This window comes from Streptomyces sp. BBFR25, assembly GCF_044590125.1.
Classification (GTDB): Bacteria; Actinomycetota; Actinomycetes; order Streptomycetales; family Streptomycetaceae; genus Streptomyces; species Streptomyces canus_D.
Map to the genome: position 1 here is coordinate 8340471 of NZ_CP172447.1, position 20100 is coordinate 8360570.

The following is a 20100-nucleotide window of genomic DNA, read 5'->3' on the forward strand; positions in this document are numbered from 1 at the left end:
AGGAGATTGCGCGGCGCCCGGCGAGCACGGAAGGTGGCCCGCGGCCTCAGACGAACCGCCACAGGTGGTCGGCTGTGCCGTTGTCCTCGTACTGGACGACGTGGGCGCTGTCGGCGGTGGACATGTTGTCGACGCCGAGCACCTTTCCGCTGTGCCGGTTGCGTACGAGGAACCATCCCTCGCCGCGGTCCTCCAGGGCCCACAGGTGGTCGGCTGTGCCGTTGTCCTCGTACTGGACGACGTGGGCGCTGTCGGCGGTGGACATGTTGTCGACGCCGAGCACCTTTCCACTGTGCCCGTTGCGTACGAGGAACCATCCCTCGCCCTTGTCGATCAGCTGCCAGGCGTGGTCGCCCGTACCGGAGTTGTCGTACTGGACGACGTGGGCGCTGTTGGCGGTCGACATGCCGTCCACGGCGAGGACCTTGCCGCTGTGCTTGTTCAGGATCCGCCGGAACGGGGGCTCGGGAGTCCAGACGTGCCCGTCCTCGGTGGCGGTGGGGAAGGCGCAGACGCGCAGGCGCGCGGCTCCCATGGGAATGAGCGTGACCGTCTCCACGGGCGCGTCGCTGCGGGCCGGACTCTGCTGCAGGGGCGCGACGACCCGCTCGGTGTCCGCGACCCAGCCGTCGATCGGCCGGGCCTGTGCCGTGATCCGTACCGGGGCCGTGTCGTGCGTGAAGGGATTGTCGGCGACCGGACCGTCCAGGGGGTGGAACGAGAGCGGGGTGTCGGGCACCAGCCCGTAGTTCCAGGGGGTGGTGGCGTGCACCTCGTACTCCGGGAAGGCGTCACCGCCCGCGTAGCGCTCGTAGCGCTCGCCGATCCGCAGCGCGTAGCTGAGCGGCCCGCGATCGACGCCGACCGCGCCGTGCTGGGCGGACCAGGTGCGCAGCACAGCGCGCTGCGGAAGCCGCAGGGTCACCGTGTCCCCGTTGCGCCAGACACGCTCGACGCGTGCGAAGGCCGGTCCGCCCGGTGCCGTGACCGCCCTGCCGTTGACCGCGAGTTCCGGATCGGGACACCAGCCCGGTATGCGCAGGAGCAGCGGGAAGGAGACGCGCCGTGCGGTGGAGACCGTCAGCCGGACGGTCTCGTCGAAGGGGTAGTCGGTTTCCTCCCGCACCCTCACCCGCACTCCCTCTGCGACCTCGGCGCTCACCTCGCACGGGGCGTACAGGGCCGCGGCGAGCCCGCCGTCCGGCGTGCCGAGCCACAGCTCCTCGCTGAAGTACGGCCAGCCCATCCCGTAGTTGTGCGGGCAACAGCGGTATTGGTCGACGCCGGGCTGGTAGGACTGCATGGCGAAGCCGTTCTGGAACTGCCCCTGGGTCTTGCGGTCCTTGCCTAGGTCGACGCAGTTGGCGCTCGTGATGTAGTGCACGCCCTTTCCCTCGGGATCGAGGGAGGCGGGAAGGAGGTTGAAGGCCAGGTCCTCGCACCGGTCGGCCCAGACCGGATCGCCGGTGGTGCGGGTGAGCAGTTGATGGCTGGCCATGAACTCGACGATGCCGCAGGTCTCGAAGCCCTGCCGCGGGTCGGTGAAGCCGGGGCGGATGTTCTCGTCCCCCGCGAAGCCGCCACCGGGGAACTGACCGTAGCCGTTCAGCACCTGCTCGTACATGCGGTAGGTGGCCCGGGTCAGTTCCGGGTCGCCCGTCAGCTGCGCGTACTGGGCCGGCTCCCGGAATCCCTGGGCGATGTTGACGTTGTGCTGGTTGGGCAGGGCGCCCGTCCAGTCGGCGCCGTAGGTGTGCATCTTGGCGGCGAGGTCGAGCAGGAAGGTGTCGCCGGTGCGGCGGTGCAGCCACGTGGCGACGTCGAGTCCGTCGCCCCACCGCAACGACACCCAGCTGGAGTCGAAGGCACCGCGACCCTGGGCGTTCATGTAGCGCAGGAAGCGGGTCATGAACGGCACGATGCGGCGGTCACCCGAGTACTCCTCCCAGGTGCGCAGGGCCATGAGCAGGGGCAGGAAGGGCCAGAAGTCCGGACCTCCGTTGAGTGCCGTGCGCAGGGCGCGGGGGCCGAAGAACCCGTCCGGCTGCTGGGTGGCGAGGACGGCGTCGATCCATCTGCGTGCGTTCGCGAGCGCGTCGTCGTCCCGGGTGGCGATGGCGAGCGGTACGTAGCCGCGCAGCCAGTAGGGCAGTTCCTCCCAGCCGCCGTTCTGCGGGTGGACCCAGCCGGACGTGGCGAAGTCGAGGAAGTGTGAGACTTCCTCGTAACGGCCGCACAATCCCGCCAGTTGGAGCCTCAGCTGACCGGCGAGCCAGCCGTGGGCGGCGATGCTGCCCGGCGGCAGCCTGATCAGCGCGTCCGGCGCCGGGCCCCGGTCCACGGCGGCCAAGGCCGGGGGCTCGGGCGCCGCCGACGCGGATGCGGCGACGTACGGGGGAGCGGCCGATGCCGCGGTCACGATCAGGGCGGTGTCGCGCAGGAGGCGTCGTCTGGGCAAGGACATGCGGATTCTCCGGTCCGGGTACGGGCCCACGTCGCTGGGCGGGCATGAGCGACAAGGGGGTCGGGGTTCGGACGCGCAGGCGGGGACGGTCTGCGCCTACAACGTTGGAAAGGCGACCCTGGCATGACAACACGCCCGAACTGGGCAGTCCAGGGACATGACAAAAGGGCGCCCCTTTGTCTCGATCCCGCCCTTCGGGCAGCCCGGCCCGGCAGCCCCGCCCGGCGGCCCGGCCCGGGGTGTCGCTCGTGACCAGGGTCCGGGGAAGGGAGAGCCGGGCGATCTGACCGCCCGACGCGTCCCGGCCCCTGACGTGCCGCTCCGGGCCGTCAGGACACCCGCGCCCCCGGATCGGTGCTCCCTCGGACCACCAGCCGGTGCGGGACCGTCAGATCCGATGCGGGCACCTCGTTGCTCGGGCTGTAGATGCGGTCGGCGAGGCACTGCAGGGCACGCTGGGCGATCTGGCGTTTGTCGGGGGAGACCGTGGTCAGCGCCGGGTGGCTGTACCGGCCGTCCTCGATGTCGTCGAACCCGACCATGGCCAGCTCCTGAGGCACCCGCACCCCCCGGGTGTGCGCCATGTGCAGTGCCCCCAGCGCGAGTTCGTCCGTGAAGGCGAACACCGCGTCAGGGACGGCGTCCCCGTCGAGCAGTTCGGCCATGGCCCGCGCGCCGTCCTCGCGGTGCAGGGCCTCGACCGTCCGCTCCCACCGCGGCTCGGGCGTGAGCCCCGCCCGACGCAGCGCCCTGCGGTAGCCCTCGGCCCGCTGCTCGGCCGTGCCGTTGGCCAGGTGCGGTTGCAGGCCGATGGCGGCGATGCGGCGGCGTCCCAGCGTCAGCAGGTGGGTGGTCGCCTCGTCGGCCGCGGCGACGTTGTCCACCGTCACGCGGTCCGCCCGGCCCTGAGCGTTGCGTTCACCGAGCAGCACCACGGGCAGCGGGCGCGCGATGTCCGCCACCTCCTGGGCCTCCAGGGCCCACGGGCTGATGATCAGGCCGTCCATCACCCGGCCGCCGTCGCCCTTGAGCAGCCGCCGCTCCGCCTCGGCGTCCCCGTGCGTCTGGTCGATGATCACCGTCCACGACCGGCGCCCCGCCTCGTCCACCAGGAGACCGGCCAGCTCGCCGAAGTAGGGCGAGTGCAGCTCGGGGATGGCGAGACCGATGATGCCGGTCCGGCCCGCCCGCAGACTGCGGGCGGCGAGATTGGGGCGGTAACCGAGCTCGTCGATCGCCTCCTGGACCCGCCGACGGGTCTCCTCGGAGACGCGGGCGGCCCCGTTGACCACGTTCGACACCGTGCGCGCCGAGACCCCGGCGCGGGCGGCTACGTCCTTCAGGCTGCTGCTCACCCGCACATCGTGACACGGCGCGTCCCGTCGGCCAAGATCGCCGAGGAAGGGTATTGCCACGTTGAATTCAACGATGCAACATGTGCGGGACAGTTCCGCTGCATGTGCAAGGAGGCACCCATGAGCCAGCACGCCCACCCCGGTATCGCCCCGGCCGACCTCGACGTGGACGTGGCGGCCGACGTCGAGGCCCTGTACTCGGACGGCATCACGGCGCGCAAGGGTGCCTTCACCCGCGAGTGGGCCGACCAGCTGCGCGAGGACATCGACGTGGCGTTCCAGGAGGCCCGCACCCGGCCCGGTGGCGCCGTGGGCCGCGGACCGCACCGGTACTACGTGGAGATCCACCCCGAGCAGCTGCGCGGTTTCGTCGACCTGGTCGACCACCCCTGGGTGCGCTCCGTGTGCACCGCCGTGCTCGGCCCCGACTACCGCATCGTCGAGCTCGGCTTCGACGTGCCGCTCGAAGGCGCCGTCAACCAGCCCTGGCACCGGGACTTCCCCATGCCGGAGGAGACCCGCGCCGAGCGGCGGCTGACCTCCCTCGCCTTCAACGTGACGGCCGTCGACACGGAGCAGGACATGGGCCCCTTCGAGATCGCGCCGGGCACCCAGTGGGACGACAGCCCGGAGTTCGGCCACGGCATGTTCCCGCCCCGGCCGCACTACCCGCGCTACGAGGAGCGGGCCGTGCGCAAGTACCCGCAGCGCGGCGACATCTCCGCGCGCACCGCTCTCACCATCCACCGCGGCACCAAGAACAACTCCTCGAAGTCCCGCCCGGTGCTGGTCCTGGGCGTCGACGGCCCCGAGGCCGGCAACGGCGACCGGCACGACACGGCCGTCACCCGCGCCTACTGGGAGTCCCTGCCCGAGCGGGTCCGCCGCCACCTGGACTGCCCGATCGTGGACGTGCTCGAGCCGGTGACGCAGAAGCACACCATCGAGGGTCTGGTCATGGGCGATGCCTGAGCTGGTCACGGCACCCGGACACGCCGGTGCCTCCGCCGACGATCCGCAAAAGGTGCCGGCCGCGGTGTACGCGGTCTCGGCCGTGTCCGCACTCGGGGGCCTGCTCTTCGGCTACGACACCGGCATCATCTCCGGGGCCCTGCTGCACCTGCGCGACGACCTGCACCTGACCTCCCGCGAGCAGGAGATCGTCGTCAGTGTCATCCTCCTCGGCGCGATGGTCGGAGCACTCCTCGCGGGGCGCCTGGCCGTGCGCCACGGACGCCGCAGGGTCGTCATCGCGGTCGCGGCGGTCTTCGCCCTGGGCGCCGCGGCGGCTGCGGCGGCACCCGGCACGGGCAGCCTCGTCGCCGCGCGCTTCGTCCTCGGCCTGGCCGTGGGCGGCGCCTCCAACATGGTGCCGGTCTACATCGCCGAGGTCGCCCCCGCCAGGATCCGGGGCCGGCTGATGGTGCTGTTCCAGCTGATGGTGGCCTGCGGACAGCTCATCGCGTACGTCTGCGGCTGGGCACTGTCGGACACGGGCGGCTGGCGCCTGATGTTCGGCCTGGCCGTGGTGCCCGCCGTGGCCCTGGGCGTCGGCATGCTGTTCCTGCCCGAGAGCCCGCGCTGGCTCGTCGAGCGCGGCAGGCGCGAGGAGGCGGCGACCGTACTGACCCGGCTCCGCCCGCCCGGCACGGACGTCCACCACGAGATCGACGAGATCACCCAGGTGGCCACGGCCACGCCCGTCGGCGGCTGGCGCGACCTGAGGCAGCGCTGGATACGCCCCGCCCTCCTGATCGCCGTCGGCATCGCCGCCTTCTCCCAGCTGACCGGCATCAACGCCGTCGTCTACTACGCGCCGACGATCCTCGCCGACGCCGGATTTGGCGACTCGGCCGCGCTCCTCACCGGTGTCGGGATCGGCGTGATGCTGGTGATCGCCGGTGTCGTCGGCGCGATCGCCGTGGACCGGATGGGCCGGCGGCGCATCATGCTGTGGTTCCTGCCGGGGTCCGGTGCGGCCATGACGGTCATGGCACTCGCCTTCCTCGGCCCGGAAGGCTCGGCGGCCCAGCGCTGGACGGTGATCGTCGCCCTGTTCGCGTACATCCTGTTCAACGGCATCGGGATCCAGGCGGTGGTCTGGCTCATCGGCCCGGAGATCCTCCCGCTGAGCGTGCGCGGCCCCGCGACCAGCCTGGCCACCGTCACTCTGTGGGGTGTCGACCTGCTGATCGCGGTGACCGCCCTGACCGCCATCGAGGCGATCGGCCGCTCCGGCACCTTCTTCGTCTACGCGTTGATGAACGTCGTCTGCATCGCGTTCGTGGCGGCGAAGGTGCCGGAGACCCGGGGACGGTCCCTGGAGAGCATCGAGCGCGCCCTGCAGCGCGGAGGCTCCTTCCGGAAGACACTCGAGCATTCCTGAGTCGTCGCCCGGTGCGTGCGGAGCGGGCTCCGGTCACCCTCGCGGGGGAGACCGGAGCCCTCCTTCAGTGCCTCTGCCCGGGGCGTAGCCGGTGGGCGGTCAGGGCAGGGTCCACTTCTGGTTGGGGCCGGTGTGGCAGGTCCACAGGTGGACCGGGGTGCCGTCGTTCCAGGTGCCCCCGGAGGCGTCGAGGCACTTGCCCGACTGCGGGTTGCGTACCGTGCCGTCGGCCTGGGGCGCCCACGTCTGCGCGCCGCTGCCGTTGCACGTCCACAGCTGGATCTTCGTACCGTCGGCGCTGCCGCCACCCGACACGTCCAGGCACTTGTCCAGGGCGCGCACGGTTCCGTCGCCGGGCAGCGTCCACTGCTGGGCGCCGGTCCCGTTGCAGGTCCACACCTGCACCTCGGTGCCGTCGGCCGTCTGGGAGTTGTCGACGTCCAGGCACTTGCCGTTGACGCCCGTCACCTCGCCCGTGCCGGACACGGCGCCGGGCACCTTGTTCAGGGTGTACCAGGCTTCGGTGCTCCAGAGCGATTCACCACCGGCCGAGCTGAAGGGACGGGGCGAGCGGACGTGGACCACGCGGTCGGCCTTGAGGCCGGGGACGGCGAGAGTGACCGTCTTGCGGTCGGCGGACAGCGTGGCCGACTGCGCGGTGAGCGTCTCCTCGTCGACCTTGGGACCGCCATAGTCGGCCGTCGGCACGTACCGCCACTGCTTGATCTTGTAGCGGCCCGCCAGTCCGTTCGCCGTGTCCGTCGACAGGGGCTGGGTGTACTCCAGCTGGAAGCCGCCCGGTACGGCGCGCATGGCGCGGATGTCGAAGGCGTTGGCACCGTTCGGGCTCAGCTTCTGCAGGCCGTAGGTCAGCTTTCCCTCCTGGCCCCAGTTGCCGCCCGCGCCCAGACCGCCGGCGTAGAGAGCGCCGTCCGGGCCGACGCTGATCCGGGTGACCCCGGCCTCCAGGCCCTGGGTGAGACGGAAGACCGCGCCCTGGTACTCGCCGCCGACCTTCTCCAGGAACCCGCGCTGGATCCCGCCGTAGGTCACGTCACCGAACAGCATCTGACCGGCGAAGGGGCCGTCCTCCAACTGCAGTGGCGTGCTGGGCGAGTTGGCGATCTCGTTCTGCGGCAGCCACAGGACCGGCTTGGTCACCGGCTGGGCATCGAAGGGCCCGTCCGGATTGGTGTAGTGGTTGAAGAAGCGGTTCTGCTTGATGTGGACGAGCTTGGACGACGGCAGCCATCCGCCCTGGTTGTCGGTGACGAACAGGTCACCCTCGGGGCCCCAGCCGATGCCGTTCGGAGTGCGCAGACCACCGGCGACGTAGGAGAGCGCGCCCGTCTCCCTGTTCACCTTGATGGTGGTGCCGCGGTTCTGGGCGGGCTGCGGATCGGTGGTGGCGCCGCCGTAGTTGATGGAGACCGACAGGTTCAGGTAGAAGAACCCCTCCTTGTACAGCAGGCCGAAGGCGAACTCGTGGAAGTTGCCGCCGAACGGCCAGGTCGCCACGCGCCGGTACTGGTCGGTGACCTCGTCGCCGTCGGTGTCGTTCAGCTCGGTCAGTTCGTGCTTCTGGGAGACGTAGAGCTTGCCGTCGACGTGCTTGATGCCCATCGGCTCCTTGAGGCCGGAGGCCACCTTCTTGGCCGTCACCCTGCCCGGCCCGGTGTCTCCGGTGACGTTGCTCAGCAGGTAGACCTCGCCCGCGGTGTTGTTGCTGCCGCCCCAGGTGGCCACGGCCAGACGCCCGTCCGGGAGCCAGTCCATCGCGGAGACCTGCGGTTCGAAGCCGCTCGGCCGCAGGTCGGTGAGGGTGTAGTTCGGATGCACACCGGTCAGCGGCAGACCGTCTCCCGGCGAGTCCGTGCCCGACTCGCACTCCTTGCGTCCGGGGGCGGTCACACGGACGACGTCGGCGTCGGTGCTGAGCGCCGAGTTCGGTACGACGCCGAAGCCCGAGGCGCCCGGCGGCTTCCAGGCCAGGGTGAGCTGCTGACCGCCGTCGCGCTCGAAGTGCTCGATGCGCAGCGCGTGGGGGCCGGCCGTCAGGTCGACCGTCGCGTCCTTGGGCTCGGGTCCGTGCAGACCGTCGTGGTCGACGACCAGCTGGTCGTCGATCCAGAGTCGGGACCCGTCGTCGCTGGTGAGCCGGAAGGTGTAGCTGCCCGTCTGCGGTGCGTCTAGGTTGCCGAGGACGTGGGTGACGAAGTTGCTCTCCAGGCCGAAGTCGTCGGCCGAGGACCAGTCGACCACGGGCATCAGCTTGTCGATGTTCGGGGTCTGCCCGGCCTTGAGGATGCAGATCCCGCTGAGCGGAGCCTGCACGTCGAAGACGCGCAGCGTGACGCCCGGTTCCTGCGGGGGAAGATCCGCGGCGGCCGCGTCGTCCGCCGGGGACGGGGACGACGACAGGCCGACGACGAGTAAGGAAGTGATGACGGTTCCGGCCAGGCGTCTGCCGAGCCGGCGGGGGTACAGCCGTGGATACACGTGACCTCCTGACGGCCCCTCGGACACGAGGGACTCGGTCGGGCAAGTGGGGGATCCACCGCTGCCGGGACGCGCCGTCGTCCCGGATACGGGGGGGTGGCCGTGGGCCCGTGAGGGCCCAGCGTCGCACCGGACACAGTAGGGACTTCCGCATGGGCCGTCCATGCTTTGTCATCGGTGAGGGAAAAGGTCCGGCCGGATCGATCTCCGCCCCCGGACGCCATCCGTCAGCAGCGCCCGCTCGTCACCTCCGGGCGCCGGGAGACGGGTGCATCAGCCACTTTGTCCTACGCGCGGAAAAAGTATGAAGATCTTGTGCGAAATGGGTTCCGGGGTTCGATGAAGCCAGCTAACTTCCCTGCGAAGTACCGGTCGCGGACCCCGGACCGGAATCAACGGCGCGACGGCGCGCGCCGCACGAAGCCCTCGGCAGCCCGGCCAGGCCTGCCGTCACCCCCCACCCTCCCGGGAGAGCTCTGTGCGCACGAGACCGTTCCATCGCAGACGTGCCCGTCTCTTACTGACCGCCGCGGCCTGCGCCGTCGGCTGTCTGCTGCCGGTGGCCCCGACAGCCGCCGCGCCCGCGGAACCGGAAGGCGGGGCCGAAGCGGTCGCCGCCGCGCCGGAGTTCCAACAGGTCACGCTCGCCAAGGGCGTGGCCGAGACGGGTGAGCCCATGACGCTGGCGGTGCTGCCGGACCGCTCGGTCCTGCACACCTCGCGCGACGGCACCGTGCGTCGGACCGACGCCGCGGGGACGACCACCGTCGCGGGCAAACTGAACGTCTACAGCCATGACGAGGAAGGCCTCCAAGGCGTCGCCGTGGACCCGGGCTTCTCGTCCAACCGGCACGTCTACCTGTACTACGCCCCCCAGCTCGACACGCCGGGCTCGGACGCCCCGGCGGAGGGATCGGCCGCGGACTTCGCACCGTACGACGGAGTCAACCGGCTGTCCCGCTTCGTCCTGAAGACCGACGGCACCCTCGACCTCGCCAGTGAGAAGAAGATCCTCGACGTCCCCGCCTCCCGCGGCATCTGCTGCCACACCGGCGGTGACATCGACTTCGACGCGGCGGGCAACCTGTACCTGTCCACCGGCGACGACACCAACCCCTTCGCCTCCGACAACTTCACCCCGATCGACGAGCGCCCCAACCGCAACCCCGCCTACGACGCCCAGCGTTCCTCCGGCAACACCAACGACCTGCGCGGCAAGGTCCTGCGCATCAAGGTGAACGCCGACGGTTCCTACGCGATCCCCGCCGGCAACCTCTTCGCGCCCGGCACCGCGAAGACCCGTCCCGAGATCTACGCCATGGGCTTTCGCAACCCGTTCCGGATGAGCGTCGACAAGGCCACCGGCATCGTCCACCTCGGCGACTACGGCCCAGACTCGGGGGTCGCGCGGCCGGACCGAGGCCCTGAGGGACAGGTCGAGTTCAACCGCATCACCAAGGCGGGCAACTTCGGCTGGCCGTACTGCACCGGCAAGAACGACGCCTACGTCGACTTCGACTTCGCCACCGGAACCTCGGGCGCCGCCTTCGACTGCGCGGCACCCAGGAACACCTCGCCGCGCAACACGGGCCTGACCGACCTGCCGCCCGCGCAGCCTGCCTGGATCCCGTACAACGGCGACAGCGTCCCCGAGTTCGGAGGCGGCTCGGAGTCCCCCATGGGCGGGCCGGTCTACCGCTACGACGCAGCCTCCACCTCCGACGTGAAGTTCCCCGAGGAGTACGACGGCGACTACTTCGCCGGGGAACTGGGCCGCCGCTGGATCAAGCGCATCGAAACCGGCGGCGACGGCACCGTGCAGTCCATCAACGCCTTCCCCTGGAGCGGCACCCAGGTGATGGACATGACCTTCGGACCGGACGGCGCGCTGTACGTCCTGGACTACGGCACCGGCTACTTCAGCGGCGACGAGAACTCGGCGCTGTACCGCATCGAGCACATCACGGACGGGCACGCGCCCCTAGCGCAGGCCAAGGCGAACGTCACCTCCGGCAAGGCACCCCTACAGGTGTCCTTCTCCTCCGCAGGCAGCACCGACCCCGACGGCGACGCCCTCACCTACGCCTGGGACTTCGGCGACGGCACCACCTCCACGGCGGCCGCCCCCTCCCACAGTTACACCGCCAACGGCCAGTACACGGCCACGCTCAAGGTGACGGACGCGACCGGCAAGTCGGCGACGGCCTCCATCCAGATCACCGTCGGGAACACCGCGCCCACCGTGACGCTCGACACGCCCCTCGACGGGCGCATCCACGACTTCGGCGACGAGATCCCGTTCAAGGTGACGGTGACCGACCCGGAGGACGGCACCATCGACTGCTCCAAGGTGAAGGTCAACTTCATCGTCGGGCACGACAGCCACGGCCACCCGCAGACCTCGGCCACCGGCTGCACCGGCACCCTGAAGACCCTCGCGGACGGCGAGCACGACCCCAACGCCAACATCTTCGGCGTCGTCGACGCCGAGTACACGGACAAGGGAGCGAGCGGCCAGCCCGCCCTGACCACGCACGACCAGCAGATCACGCAGCCCAGCCACCGGCAGGCCGAGCACCACGGCGACTCCTCCGGCGTGCAGGTCGTCAGCCACGACCCCGCGCACGGCGGCAAGACGGTCGGCCACATCGACAACGGCGACTGGATCTCCTTCACACCGTATGCCTTGGACAACGCCACCGCGTTCACCGCACGGGTCTCCTCCGCGGGCGCGGGCGGCACCATCGAGGTACGCGCCGGCTCCGCGACCGGCACCCTCCTGGGCACGGCGACCGTGCCGGTGACCGGCGGCTGGGAGACTTTCCAGGACGTCACCGCCACCCTGAGCAGCCAGCCGTCCGGCTCCACGACGCTGTACCTCGTCTTCAAGGGCGGCAGCGGCTCCCTGTTCGACATCGACGAGTACTCCTTCACCACGTCCGGCGGCCAGCAGCCGGGCCCCCGCTCGGGTGAGGTGAAGGGGGTCAACGGCAAGTGCCTGGACGTCGACGGCGCGAACACGGCCGACGGCACCGGGGTCCAGATCTGGACGTGCAACGGGAGCGGTGCCCAGAAGTGGGCGGTCGAGGGCGACGGTTCGCTGCGGGCGCTGGGCAAGTGTCTGGACGTCTCCGGCGGTGGCAGCGCGGACGGCACGAGGGTCCAGCTGTGGACGTGCAACGGCAGCGGTGCGCAGAAGTGGGCGCCGCAGGCCGACGGCACGGTGCGCAACCCGCAGTCCGGCAAGTGCCTGGACGCGTCGGGCGGCACCTGGAACGACGGCACTCCGGTCCACCTGTGGACCTGCCATGCCGAAGCCAACCAGAAGTGGACCCTGCCCTAGCGAGGAGGTGACGTACGATGCGCAAGATCTCGAAAGCGGCCCTCGGCCTGTTCGTCGGCGCCGCGATGTGCGTGGCACCCCAGGTCACGGCCCAGTCCGAAGCCGCGGGCCACACCCTGACCGTGGACGCCGGACCGCGTGCGGCGGCCGACCCGGCCTACCAGGTCCTGGTGTTCTCCAAGACGGCGGGCTTCCGCCACTCCTCGATCGACGACGGCATCGCGGCCCTGCGGGACCTCGGCACGGCGAACAACTTCACCGTGGACGCCACCGAGGACGCCCAGGCCTTCACCAGCGGCAACCTCGCCCAGTACGAGGCGGTCGTCTTCCTGTCGACGACCGGCGACGTCCTGGACGGCGCCCAGCAGACGGCGTTCGAGCAGTACGTCCAGGACGGCGGCGGATACGTCGGCATCCATGCCGCGGCCGACACGGAGTACGACTGGCCGTTCTACGAGGGCCTGGCGGGCGCCCTGTTCCACTCGCACCCCGCCGTCCAGTCCGCGACCGTCGAGATCGAGGACCGGGCGCACGACGCCACCGCCCATCTGGGCTCCACCTGGCAGCGCACCGACGAGTGGTACAACTACCGCACCAACCCGCGCACCACCGCCCGTGTGCTGGCCTCTCTCGACGAGTCCAGCTACTCCGGCGGGAACATGAACGGCGACCACCCGATCGCCTGGTGCAAGGACTACCAGGGCGGCCGGGCCTTCTACACCGGCGGCGGTCACACCGACGAGTCCTACACCGACCCCGCCTTCCGCAGGCATCTCCTCGGCGGAATCCGCTGGGCCGCCGGGACGACCAACGCCGACTGCCGTCCCGAAACCGGCTACACGGCCCTGTTCGACGGCTCGTCCACCACCGGCTGGAAACAGGCGGGCCCGGGCGGCTTCACCCTCGCCGACGGCACCCTCACCTCCCACGGCGGACTGGGCATGCACTGGTACGCCGCCAAGGAACTCACCGGCGACTACTCGCTCAAGCTGGACTGGAAGGCGGCCGGCGACGACAACTCCGGCGTGTTCATCGGCTTCCCCGCATCCGACGACCCGTGGACGGCGGTGAACAACGGCTACGAGATCCAGATCGACGCCACCGACGCCGCCGACCGCACCACGGGCGCGGTGTACGGGTTCCAGTCGGCCGACATCGCCGCCCGCGACGCCGCCCTGAACCCGCCGGGGGAGTGGAACACGTACGAACTGCGCGTGACCGGCGAGCGGCTGGAGATCTTCCTCAACGGCAGCAAGATCAACGACTTCACCAACACCGACCCGGCGCGGAGCCTCAAGGACGGTCACATCGGCATCCAGAACCACGGCGACGGCGACGAGGTGTCCTTCCGCAACATCCGCGTCAAGCAGGGTGACGGTCAGCAGCCCGGACCTCGCTCGGGTGAGGTGAAGGGGGTCAACGGCAAGTGCCTGGACGTCGACAACTCCCAGACCGCCGACGGCACCGAGGTCCAGATCTGGACGTGCAATGGGAGCGGTGCCCAGAAGTGGGCGGTCCAGGGCGACGGTTCGCTGCGGGCGCTGGGCAAGTGTCTGGACGTCTCCGGCGGTGGCAGCGCGGACGGCACGAGGGTCCAGCTGTGGACGTGCAACGGCAGCGGTGCGCAGAAGTGGGCGCCGCAGGCCGACGGCACGGTCCGCAACCCGCAGTCCGGCAAGTGCCTGGACGCGTCGGGCGGCACCTGGAACGACGGCACCCCGGTCCACCTGTGGACCTGCCACACCGGCCCCAACCAGAAGTGGACCCTGCCCTGACGGCCACCGGCCGGTGAACCGACCGGCCGCCCCATGACGGTTCACCCCGCTCACCGCCGTGAGCGGGGTGGAGGACGCGGCGATGCCGGCCGGCGGAGGCCGGCAGCACCAGGTGGGCGAGGCGCACGAGGGAGCCGTACTGCTCCACCAGCACGGCTTCCGTCCGCTGTACCCCGGTGCCGGATGCGCCGACCGTGCTGCGGTACCGACTGAGCGACATGAGGCGATGCCCTTCACGGACGCGGAAGCTGCTCCTGCTGACGGCTCAATCGAGTGAATCGCCGGATGGTCACACAGCGGCGGTGTGATTGGCTCGAACCATGGAGAGGCGTGCACGGGTCCGCGCCCCCGAGCTGGTGGGCCGGGGTGGCTGGATCAACACCGATGACCGGGAGCTGAGTCTCGCGGCGCTTCGCGGACGAATCGTGGTCCTCGACTTCTGGACGTTCTGCTGCGTCAACTGCCTGCACGCCCTGGACGAACTGCGCGAGCTGGAGGAGCGGCACAGGGACACGGTGGTGATCGTGGGGTGCACTCGCCCAAGTTCACGCACGAGGCCGAACACCGGGCCGTCCTGGACGCCGTCGAGCGCTACGGCGTCGAGCATCCCGTCCTGGACGATCCGGAGCGGGTCACGTGGGGGCAGTACGCCGTACGCGCCTGGCCCACCCTCGCCGTCATCGACCCCGAGGGTTACGTCGTCGCCCAGTACGCGGGCGAGGGACACGCACACGCCATCCAGCGGCTGGTTGAGGAACTGGAGGCCCAGCACGCGGCCAAGGGCACCCTGCGGCGCGGCGACGCCCCGTACGTGGCGCCGGAGCCGCAGCCGACGGCCCTGCGCTTCCCCGGCAAGGCCGTGCCCCTGCCCTCCGGCACCTTTCTGGTGAGCGACACCAGCCGGCATCAGCTGGTGGAGCTGGCCGAGGACGGGGAGAGCCCCGTGCGGCGGATCGGCACCGGAAGACGGGGCTTCACGGACGGCCCGGCCGAGAGGGCCGAGTTCAGCGAGCCGCAAGGACTCGCCCTGCTCGGCGACGGCTCGGTCGTCGTCGACACCGTGAACCACGCCCTGCGCCGGTACGAGCCCGGCACCGGCGAGGTCACCACCCTGGCCGGGACCGGCAGGCAGCGGAGGCCGGGCGAGCCCACCCGCGGAGCCGCCCGTGCCGTGAGCCTCTCCTCGCCCTGGGACGTCGCCCTGTGGAACGACCGGGTGTGGATCGCCATGGCCGGGGTGCACCAGCTCTGGGCCTACGATCCGCGGGACGGGAGTGTCACCGTCACCGCGGGGACGGGCAACGAGGGGCTCGTCGACGGACCCGGCCCCGAGGCCTGGTTCGCGCAGCCGTCCGGGCTGTCCGCGACGGAGGACCAGCTCTGGGTGGCCGACTCCGAGACCTCCGCCCTGCGCTGGGTGGATCTCGACGGCACGGTCCGCACGGCGGTGGGCACCGGACTCTTCGACTTCGGGTACCGCGACGGCCCCGCCGCCCGGGCGCTGCTCCAGCATCCCCTGGGCGTCACGGCCCTGCCGGACGGCTCCGTGGCCGTCGCCGACACCTACAACCACGCCCTGCGCCGCTACGCACCGCCCACCGGAAAGGTGAGCACGCTGGCGACCGACCTGCGCGAGCCCAGTGACGCCGTGGTCGTCGGCGACGACATCCTGGTCGTCGAGTCGGCCCGGCACCGGCTGACCCGGCTTCGGCTGCCGCAGGATGCCCTGGGCGCGGGGGTCGGCGAGGGCGTACGGCGGGAGACGACGGAGGCGGCGCCGGGCACCCTGCGCCTGGAAGTGGCCTTCCGGGCACCCGCCGGTCAGAAGCTGGACCTGCGCTACGGGCCCGCGACACGGCTCCTGGTCTCCGCCACGCCACCCGAACTGCTCCGTGCGGGCGAGGGCGCGGGCACCGGCCTGGCCCGCTCCCTCGATCTGAACCCCTCGGTGCCCGAGGGCGTGCTGCACGTCTCCGCGACGGCCGCGTCCTGCGACGACGACCAGGACGTCCCGTACCCGGCCTGCCACGTCCACCAGAAGGAGTGGAAGATCCCGGTCCGTCTCGTCGAGGGAGCGAGCGACCGACTGCCGCTCGTCCTGGCCGACGTCGACACTGCCTGACCGGTCGGTGTCCGGCGGCCTGGCGGAGGCGCGCCACGCGTTCAAACCGGCGCTCGGCGCACGGGCGGGGCGCTCGGCGGCGTCGCTGTGTCACCTCGCGCTCTCACACGCCGTTGGGTGGCCGACGCGCGCGGACAGCATCCTTTCAGCACCGCGAGAGAAGGGGCTTGTGATGGCCAGTGAGTTTCAGCGGACCAAGCTGCAGGGCATGTTCGACGCTTTCGACGTGAACGACGACGGCTGCCTGGAGGAGGCGGACTTCGCGGCCCTGGCGACCCGGTGGAGCCGGCTGCCCCGCGTGCGGGCGGACGACGCACTGGCCGCGCGGGTGGAGGACGTGTTGCTGGGATGGTGGCAGCACCTCTCACAGGCCGTCGACACGGACCACGACGGCAGGATCGACATGGACGACCTCCTCGCCATGGTCGACCGGCTGCCCACCATGCGGGACGCGGTGGCCGCCACCGCCGACACGGTCTTCGACGCGGTGGACGAGAACGGTGACGGCCGCATCTCGAGGAACGAACACCAGCGGCTGATCGACCTGTGGCACGGGCAGGGGATCGCGACCGGCGACGTGTTCGACCGTCTCGACCAGGATGCCGACGGTCACCTCGGCCGGTCCGAGTTCGCCGCGCTGTGGATCCAGTTCTGGACCAGTGACGACCCCGCCGAGCCGGGCAACTACATGTGCGGGCCGGTCGCGGGCCACTCCCTCGGCTGACCCGCGTCCCCGGTCGGCCGGGCGGGCGGCGCACGGCACCGTCCGCCGCGGGTCAGCCGTTCTCCGGAGCGATCAGCCACGCCACGAGGGTGCGCCACCGCTCGGGCCGGTCGGTGTCGCGCGGCCCCACGAGGTAGACCTCCTCGACCAGGTCCTGTGAGCGCAGGTCGTTGCGGGCGGCGAAGGCACCCACGGCGCCGTAGGTCAGGTCGAGGTCGTCGTGCCGTCCCTGATGGGTGGCGACCGCGGCCGTACGCCTCGGCAGGTGCAGCTCGCGCACCGTGCCCGGCACCTCCGGTGGCAGCGGTGCGTCGAAGGGAACGTAGACGGTGGCGCGGCCGTGGCCTTCGGTGAACAGGGTGTGCTCGTACCGACCGCCCGGTGGCAGGACGGAGCGCTCGCCCGCTGCCGCGTCCAGGTCCCGCATGGCTTCGTCGTACCAGCCGAGGTCTGCTCCCTCCGGCACGTCGAGGGACACCGCCAGGACGTGCCGAGCGGGGAGTTCCTCCAGCGCCACCGCCCGCTCCGCCTCCGGGTCGAGGAGTTCCCGGAGCGCTTCGACTGCCCGCTGGGTGCGGCCGAGCCGGTCCTCGAGCCTGCGGAGGTGGGCCGCGACGACCTGCTGCGCGGTGCCGTCGTCCGGCCCGTCCGCGGACTCGGCGGCGAGGAACCGCCGCAGGTCCGCCAGCGGGAGGTCCAGGTCACGGAAGCGCCTGACGGTCAGCGCCGGGCGGATCTGCGTGGGGGAGTAGTAGCGGTAGCCGGTGTCCGGGTCGACCTCGGCGGGGACGAGCAGGTCCTGCTCGTGGTACCGGCGGAGCATGCGGATGCTCAGGTGCGTGATGCGGGAGAACTCCCCGATCGTGAGTCTGTCCGCCATGGCGCGCTCCTCCTCGTGGGCGGCCCGTCGTCCGGCCGCGCGGGGTCAGGGGGTGATGGTCAGCACGGTGATCTTCCCCCGTGCGTCGCGCTCGAAGGCGAAGCGGAGGGTGACCGGGCTGCCGGGGAAGTCCCCGGAGATCTGCGCGACGGCTCGGCAGGCGGCAGGAGTGCCGGCCACCTCCAGCAGGTCGTAGTCGACGTTCGGCGTCTCCTCGCGCCACCTTCGCACTTGCGCGAGCCCTCTCAGGCTGCGCCCGTCGTCGTGCACGGCGGCGTCGTCGTGGAACAGAGCGATGTAGTGCTCGTGGTCGGGTCCCGTCGCCGCGGCGACGTACTCCTCGACGAAGGCACGGATGTCCTGCACGGCTGTCTCCCATGTCGTGAGGGTGAAGGTTCACACGGTGCGGATGGTGCCGCCGTCGACCACGAGCTCGGACCCGGTGATACCACCGGCACGGTCCGAGACCAGGAAGGCGATCGTCTCGGCGACCTCTTCGGGCTCCGCGGGCCGTCCCAGCGGGATGCCGCCCAGTACGCGCATCAGCTCGTCGAGCGCGGCCTCGCGGGTGATGCCGCCCTCGCTCATCCGGCGGGCGAGTAGCCCCTCGGCGCCGTCGGTGCGGATGAAGCCGGGAGCGACCGAGTTGACCCGGACACCCGCCGGGGCCACCTCGTTGGCGAGACCCTTGCTGTACGTGGTCAGAGCACTTTTGGCCGCGGCGTAGGCCAGGGTCGAGTCGTGCAGCGGCATCCGGCGCTGGATGGAGGTCACGTGCACGACCGCGCCCGAACCACGAGCCACCATGCCGGGGACGATCGCGCGGTCGAGCCGGACCGCGGGCAGAAGGTTGAGTGACAGTTCCTGCGTCCACCGCTCGTCGTCGAGCGCCGCGTATCCACCGGCCGGAGAGCGGGAGCCGCCCACGACGTGCACCAGGATGTCCGGCACGCCGACCAGCCCGGCCACGGCCTCGGACGACGCCTTGACGCCCTCGGGTGTGCTCAGGTCGGCGGGCACGAAGGCCACGTCGGCCGTCTCCGGAGCCGTGCGGGCGATGGAGACGACCCTCGCCCCCGCCTCCCGCAGCAGCCGTGCCGTCGCCAGCCCGGCTCCCTTGCTGCCGCCCGCCACCACGGCGACGCGTTCGTCGAGATCATTGCTGTTCATGTCCGCCAGCGTGGGCCCTCTCCCGGGGGGAGACTCAAGCCCGGCAGCGGCCTGCCTCCGATCCCGTCGAGGCGTCGACACGGTCCCGGGTTCGGGCCGGGGCGTCAGGTGGTGGACTTCTCCCCGAGTTTCCGGGAGAACGCGGTAGCGGCCGCACGCGACGCCTGCTCCACGATGCTGATGCCGACCTCCTGGGTGCTGCAGCCGTTGAGAAGTACCGCCATGAGGTAGACGCGGCCCTCATGCTGTATCCGGCCGATGCTGTTGACGTCCCATTTCTTGGTCTGGGTCCGCTTGAGCCACCCGTTCTTCAGTGCGGTCGTGCCCGAGTCGGCTGCCGCGGACACGCCCCAGGTCTGGCTTCCCACGACGTGCAGCATCAAGTCCTGGATGTAGGCCCGCGACGCCTCGCTCAGGGGCGACTTGTCCCCGAACACGGACTGGAGCAGGCGTATCTGATCTTCCGCTGTGGTCTGGGTGATGCCCCACACGGTCCCTGAACCGCCCTGTGTCTGCAACAGGCCGAGCCGTTCGTTGGCCGCGTCGAGCCCCGAGGCGCTGCCTATCCGGGTCCACAGGGCACTGGTGGATTCGTTGTCGCTCTTCTGGATCATGGCAGCGGACTGGGCGCGCTCCTCGGTGCTCAACCTCCGCCCCTGGTCCTGCGCCTGAAGCAGCAGGGTCGCCAGGATGTCCACCTTCACGATGCTGGCGGTGTCGAAGGCGTCGTGCCCGTACGTCGCCATGGCACCGCTCTCGACATCGAGCATCGCCACGGACATCCGGTTGTCGCCGAAGAGCGCGGTCACGGGCGCCAGAGCCGGCCCGAGATCGAACGGTTTCCGTGTGGAGGTGGGCGACGGCGACGGTTTCGGCGCGTCCGCGGGCGCCTCGCCTGCCTTCGCCCGGGCCGAGACGGCCGACGGGGACGGAGCCTTCGCCCGGGCGGAAGCGGACGGCTCACCGGAGTCGCTCCCGGTGATGGCATAGGTGGTGGCACCGCCGATCACGATCACGACCGCCGTGACGGTCCACGTTATGCGGCGTCGCCTGGCCCTGCGGCGACGTCGTTGCTCCCGGCGAGAGCGGCCGCGTCGCCGAACAGGTGGGGTCTCATGCACGGGTGAGATGATAATCGAATCAAAGTTCGAGATCACTAGACATCTCGACGGTGCGTCCGTTCCTGGTCGTCGACCGGTCCCTTGTTCCGGATGACGAGACGCACCTCACACCTTACCGGCGTCACATATCAGGTCACAGATGGTCAAGCAGGAGCCACTGCCACGAGCGCACTCACCGACCTCCTGCCGGTGTCGAAGCGGAGCCTCCTTCGAGCCAACCGGCGACTACACCGGAGTGCACTTTCCGCGTGGCTCCTACGC

Annotated in this window: 12 protein-coding genes and 1 pseudogene; 6 read left to right on the plus strand and 7 right to left on the minus strand. The window is 70.8% G+C overall.

The features are described 5' to 3' along the window. Window positions 1-46: 46 nt before the first annotated feature. Window positions 47-2464, minus strand: coding sequence for an RICIN domain-containing protein (locus ACGH52_RS37455; RefSeq protein ID WP_399946063.1), 2418 nt, complete (start codon window positions 2462-2464; stop codon window positions 47-49). Window positions 2465-2793: 329 nt separating this feature from the next. After that, a complete protein-coding gene (locus tag ACGH52_RS37460; protein ID WP_399946065.1) occupies window positions 2794-3819 on the minus strand; it encodes a LacI family DNA-binding transcriptional regulator in 1026 nt (341 codons plus the stop codon). Window positions 3820-3939: 120 nt separating this feature from the next. On the opposite strand from ACGH52_RS37460, the gene ACGH52_RS37465 reads away from it, so the two are divergent. Together ACGH52_RS37465 and ACGH52_RS37470 are read left to right on the plus strand one after the other, a co-directional pair. Further along, window positions 3940-4791: a phytanoyl-CoA dioxygenase family protein gene (locus tag ACGH52_RS37465; RefSeq protein WP_076972404.1), complete on the plus strand. Its 852-nt coding sequence runs from the start codon at window positions 3940-3942 to the stop codon at window positions 4789-4791. Beyond that, a complete protein-coding gene (locus ACGH52_RS37470) occupies window positions 4784-6205 on the plus strand; it encodes a sugar porter family MFS transporter (protein WP_210975980.1) in 1422 nt (473 codons plus the stop codon). Before ACGH52_RS37465 ends, ACGH52_RS37470 begins: the two co-directional genes overlap by 8 nt. Window positions 6206-6304: 99 nt before the next feature. Here the strand turns inward: ACGH52_RS37470 and ACGH52_RS37475 are convergent, their stop codons facing one another. Continuing rightward, the gene (locus ACGH52_RS37475) at window positions 6305-8704 is read right to left on the minus strand and encodes a ricin-type beta-trefoil lectin domain protein (RefSeq protein WP_399946069.1); all 2400 of its coding nucleotides are present in this window, start codon (window positions 8702-8704) and stop codon (window positions 6305-6307) included. A 478-nt stretch (window positions 8705-9182) separates the two neighbouring features. Between ACGH52_RS37475 and ACGH52_RS37480 the strand changes: the two genes are divergently transcribed. From ACGH52_RS37480 to ACGH52_RS37495, 4 genes and pseudogenes are all read left to right on the plus strand, one after another. Further along, complete coding sequence (locus ACGH52_RS37480; protein WP_399946072.1) at window positions 9183-12047, plus strand: lectin; 2865 nt, start codon at window positions 9183-9185, stop codon at window positions 12045-12047. A 17-nt stretch (window positions 12048-12064) separates the two neighbouring features. Beyond that, entirely contained in the window at window positions 12065-13822 is a 1758-nt protein-coding gene (locus ACGH52_RS37485; RefSeq protein ID WP_399946075.1) for a lectin, read from the plus strand. A gap of 320 nt (window positions 13823-14142) precedes the next feature. Then, window positions 14143-15944, plus strand: a pseudogene (locus ACGH52_RS37490) (NHL domain-containing thioredoxin family protein). A 172-nt stretch (window positions 15945-16116) separates the two neighbouring features. Further along, on the plus strand, window positions 16117-16668 hold the full coding sequence (locus ACGH52_RS37495; RefSeq protein ID WP_399946078.1) for an EF-hand domain-containing protein: 552 nt from the start codon (window positions 16117-16119) through the stop codon (window positions 16666-16668). A gap of 52 nt (window positions 16669-16720) precedes the next feature. Here the strand turns inward: ACGH52_RS37495 and ACGH52_RS37500 are convergent, their stop codons facing one another. The 4 genes from ACGH52_RS37500 to ACGH52_RS37515 all read right to left on the minus strand — a co-directional run bounded on the left by ACGH52_RS37500 (window position 16721) and on the right by ACGH52_RS37515 (window position 19839). Next, entirely contained in the window at window positions 16721-17548 is an 828-nt protein-coding gene (locus ACGH52_RS37500) for a MerR family transcriptional regulator (protein ID WP_210975974.1), read from the minus strand. 45 nt (window positions 17549-17593) lie between these two features. Next, window positions 17594-17914 (minus strand): nuclear transport factor 2 family protein, encoded by a 321-nt coding sequence (locus tag ACGH52_RS37505; RefSeq protein ID WP_076972398.1) that lies wholly within the window; start codon window positions 17912-17914, stop codon window positions 17594-17596. A 30-nt stretch (window positions 17915-17944) separates the two neighbouring features. Beyond that, window positions 17945-18718 (minus strand): SDR family oxidoreductase, encoded by a 774-nt coding sequence (locus tag ACGH52_RS37510; protein WP_076972397.1) that lies wholly within the window; start codon window positions 18716-18718, stop codon window positions 17945-17947. 104 nt (window positions 18719-18822) lie between these two features. Next, a complete protein-coding gene (locus ACGH52_RS37515; RefSeq protein ID WP_399947018.1) occupies window positions 18823-19839 on the minus strand; it encodes a serine hydrolase in 1017 nt (338 codons plus the stop codon). Window positions 19840-20100: the final 261 nt, after the last annotated feature.

What these genes read in the sequence shown, in the direction of transcription:
- ACGH52_RS37455 (WP_399946063.1), bottom strand. Translation starts at nt 2,464, where the DNA reads ATGTCCTTGCCCAGACGACGCCTCCTGCGCGACACCGCCCTGATCGTG.
- ACGH52_RS37465 (WP_076972404.1), top strand. Translation starts at nt 3,940, where the DNA reads ATGAGCCAGCACGCCCACCCCGGTATCGCCCCGGCCGACCTCGACGTG.
- ACGH52_RS37470 (WP_210975980.1), top strand. Translation starts at nt 4,784, where the DNA reads ATGCCTGAGCTGGTCACGGCACCCGGACACGCCGGTGCCTCCGCCGAC.
- ACGH52_RS37485 (WP_399946075.1), top strand. Translation starts at nt 12,065, where the DNA reads ATGCGCAAGATCTCGAAAGCGGCCCTCGGCCTGTTCGTCGGCGCCGCG.
- ACGH52_RS37495 (WP_399946078.1), top strand. Translation starts at nt 16,117, where the DNA reads ATGGCCAGTGAGTTTCAGCGGACCAAGCTGCAGGGCATGTTCGACGCT.
- ACGH52_RS37500 (WP_210975974.1), bottom strand. Translation starts at nt 17,548, where the DNA reads ATGGCGGACAGACTCACGATCGGGGAGTTCTCCCGCATCACGCACCTG.
- ACGH52_RS37510 (WP_076972397.1), bottom strand. Translation starts at nt 18,718, where the DNA reads ATGAACAGCAATGATCTCGACGAACGCGTCGCCGTGGTGGCGGGCGGC.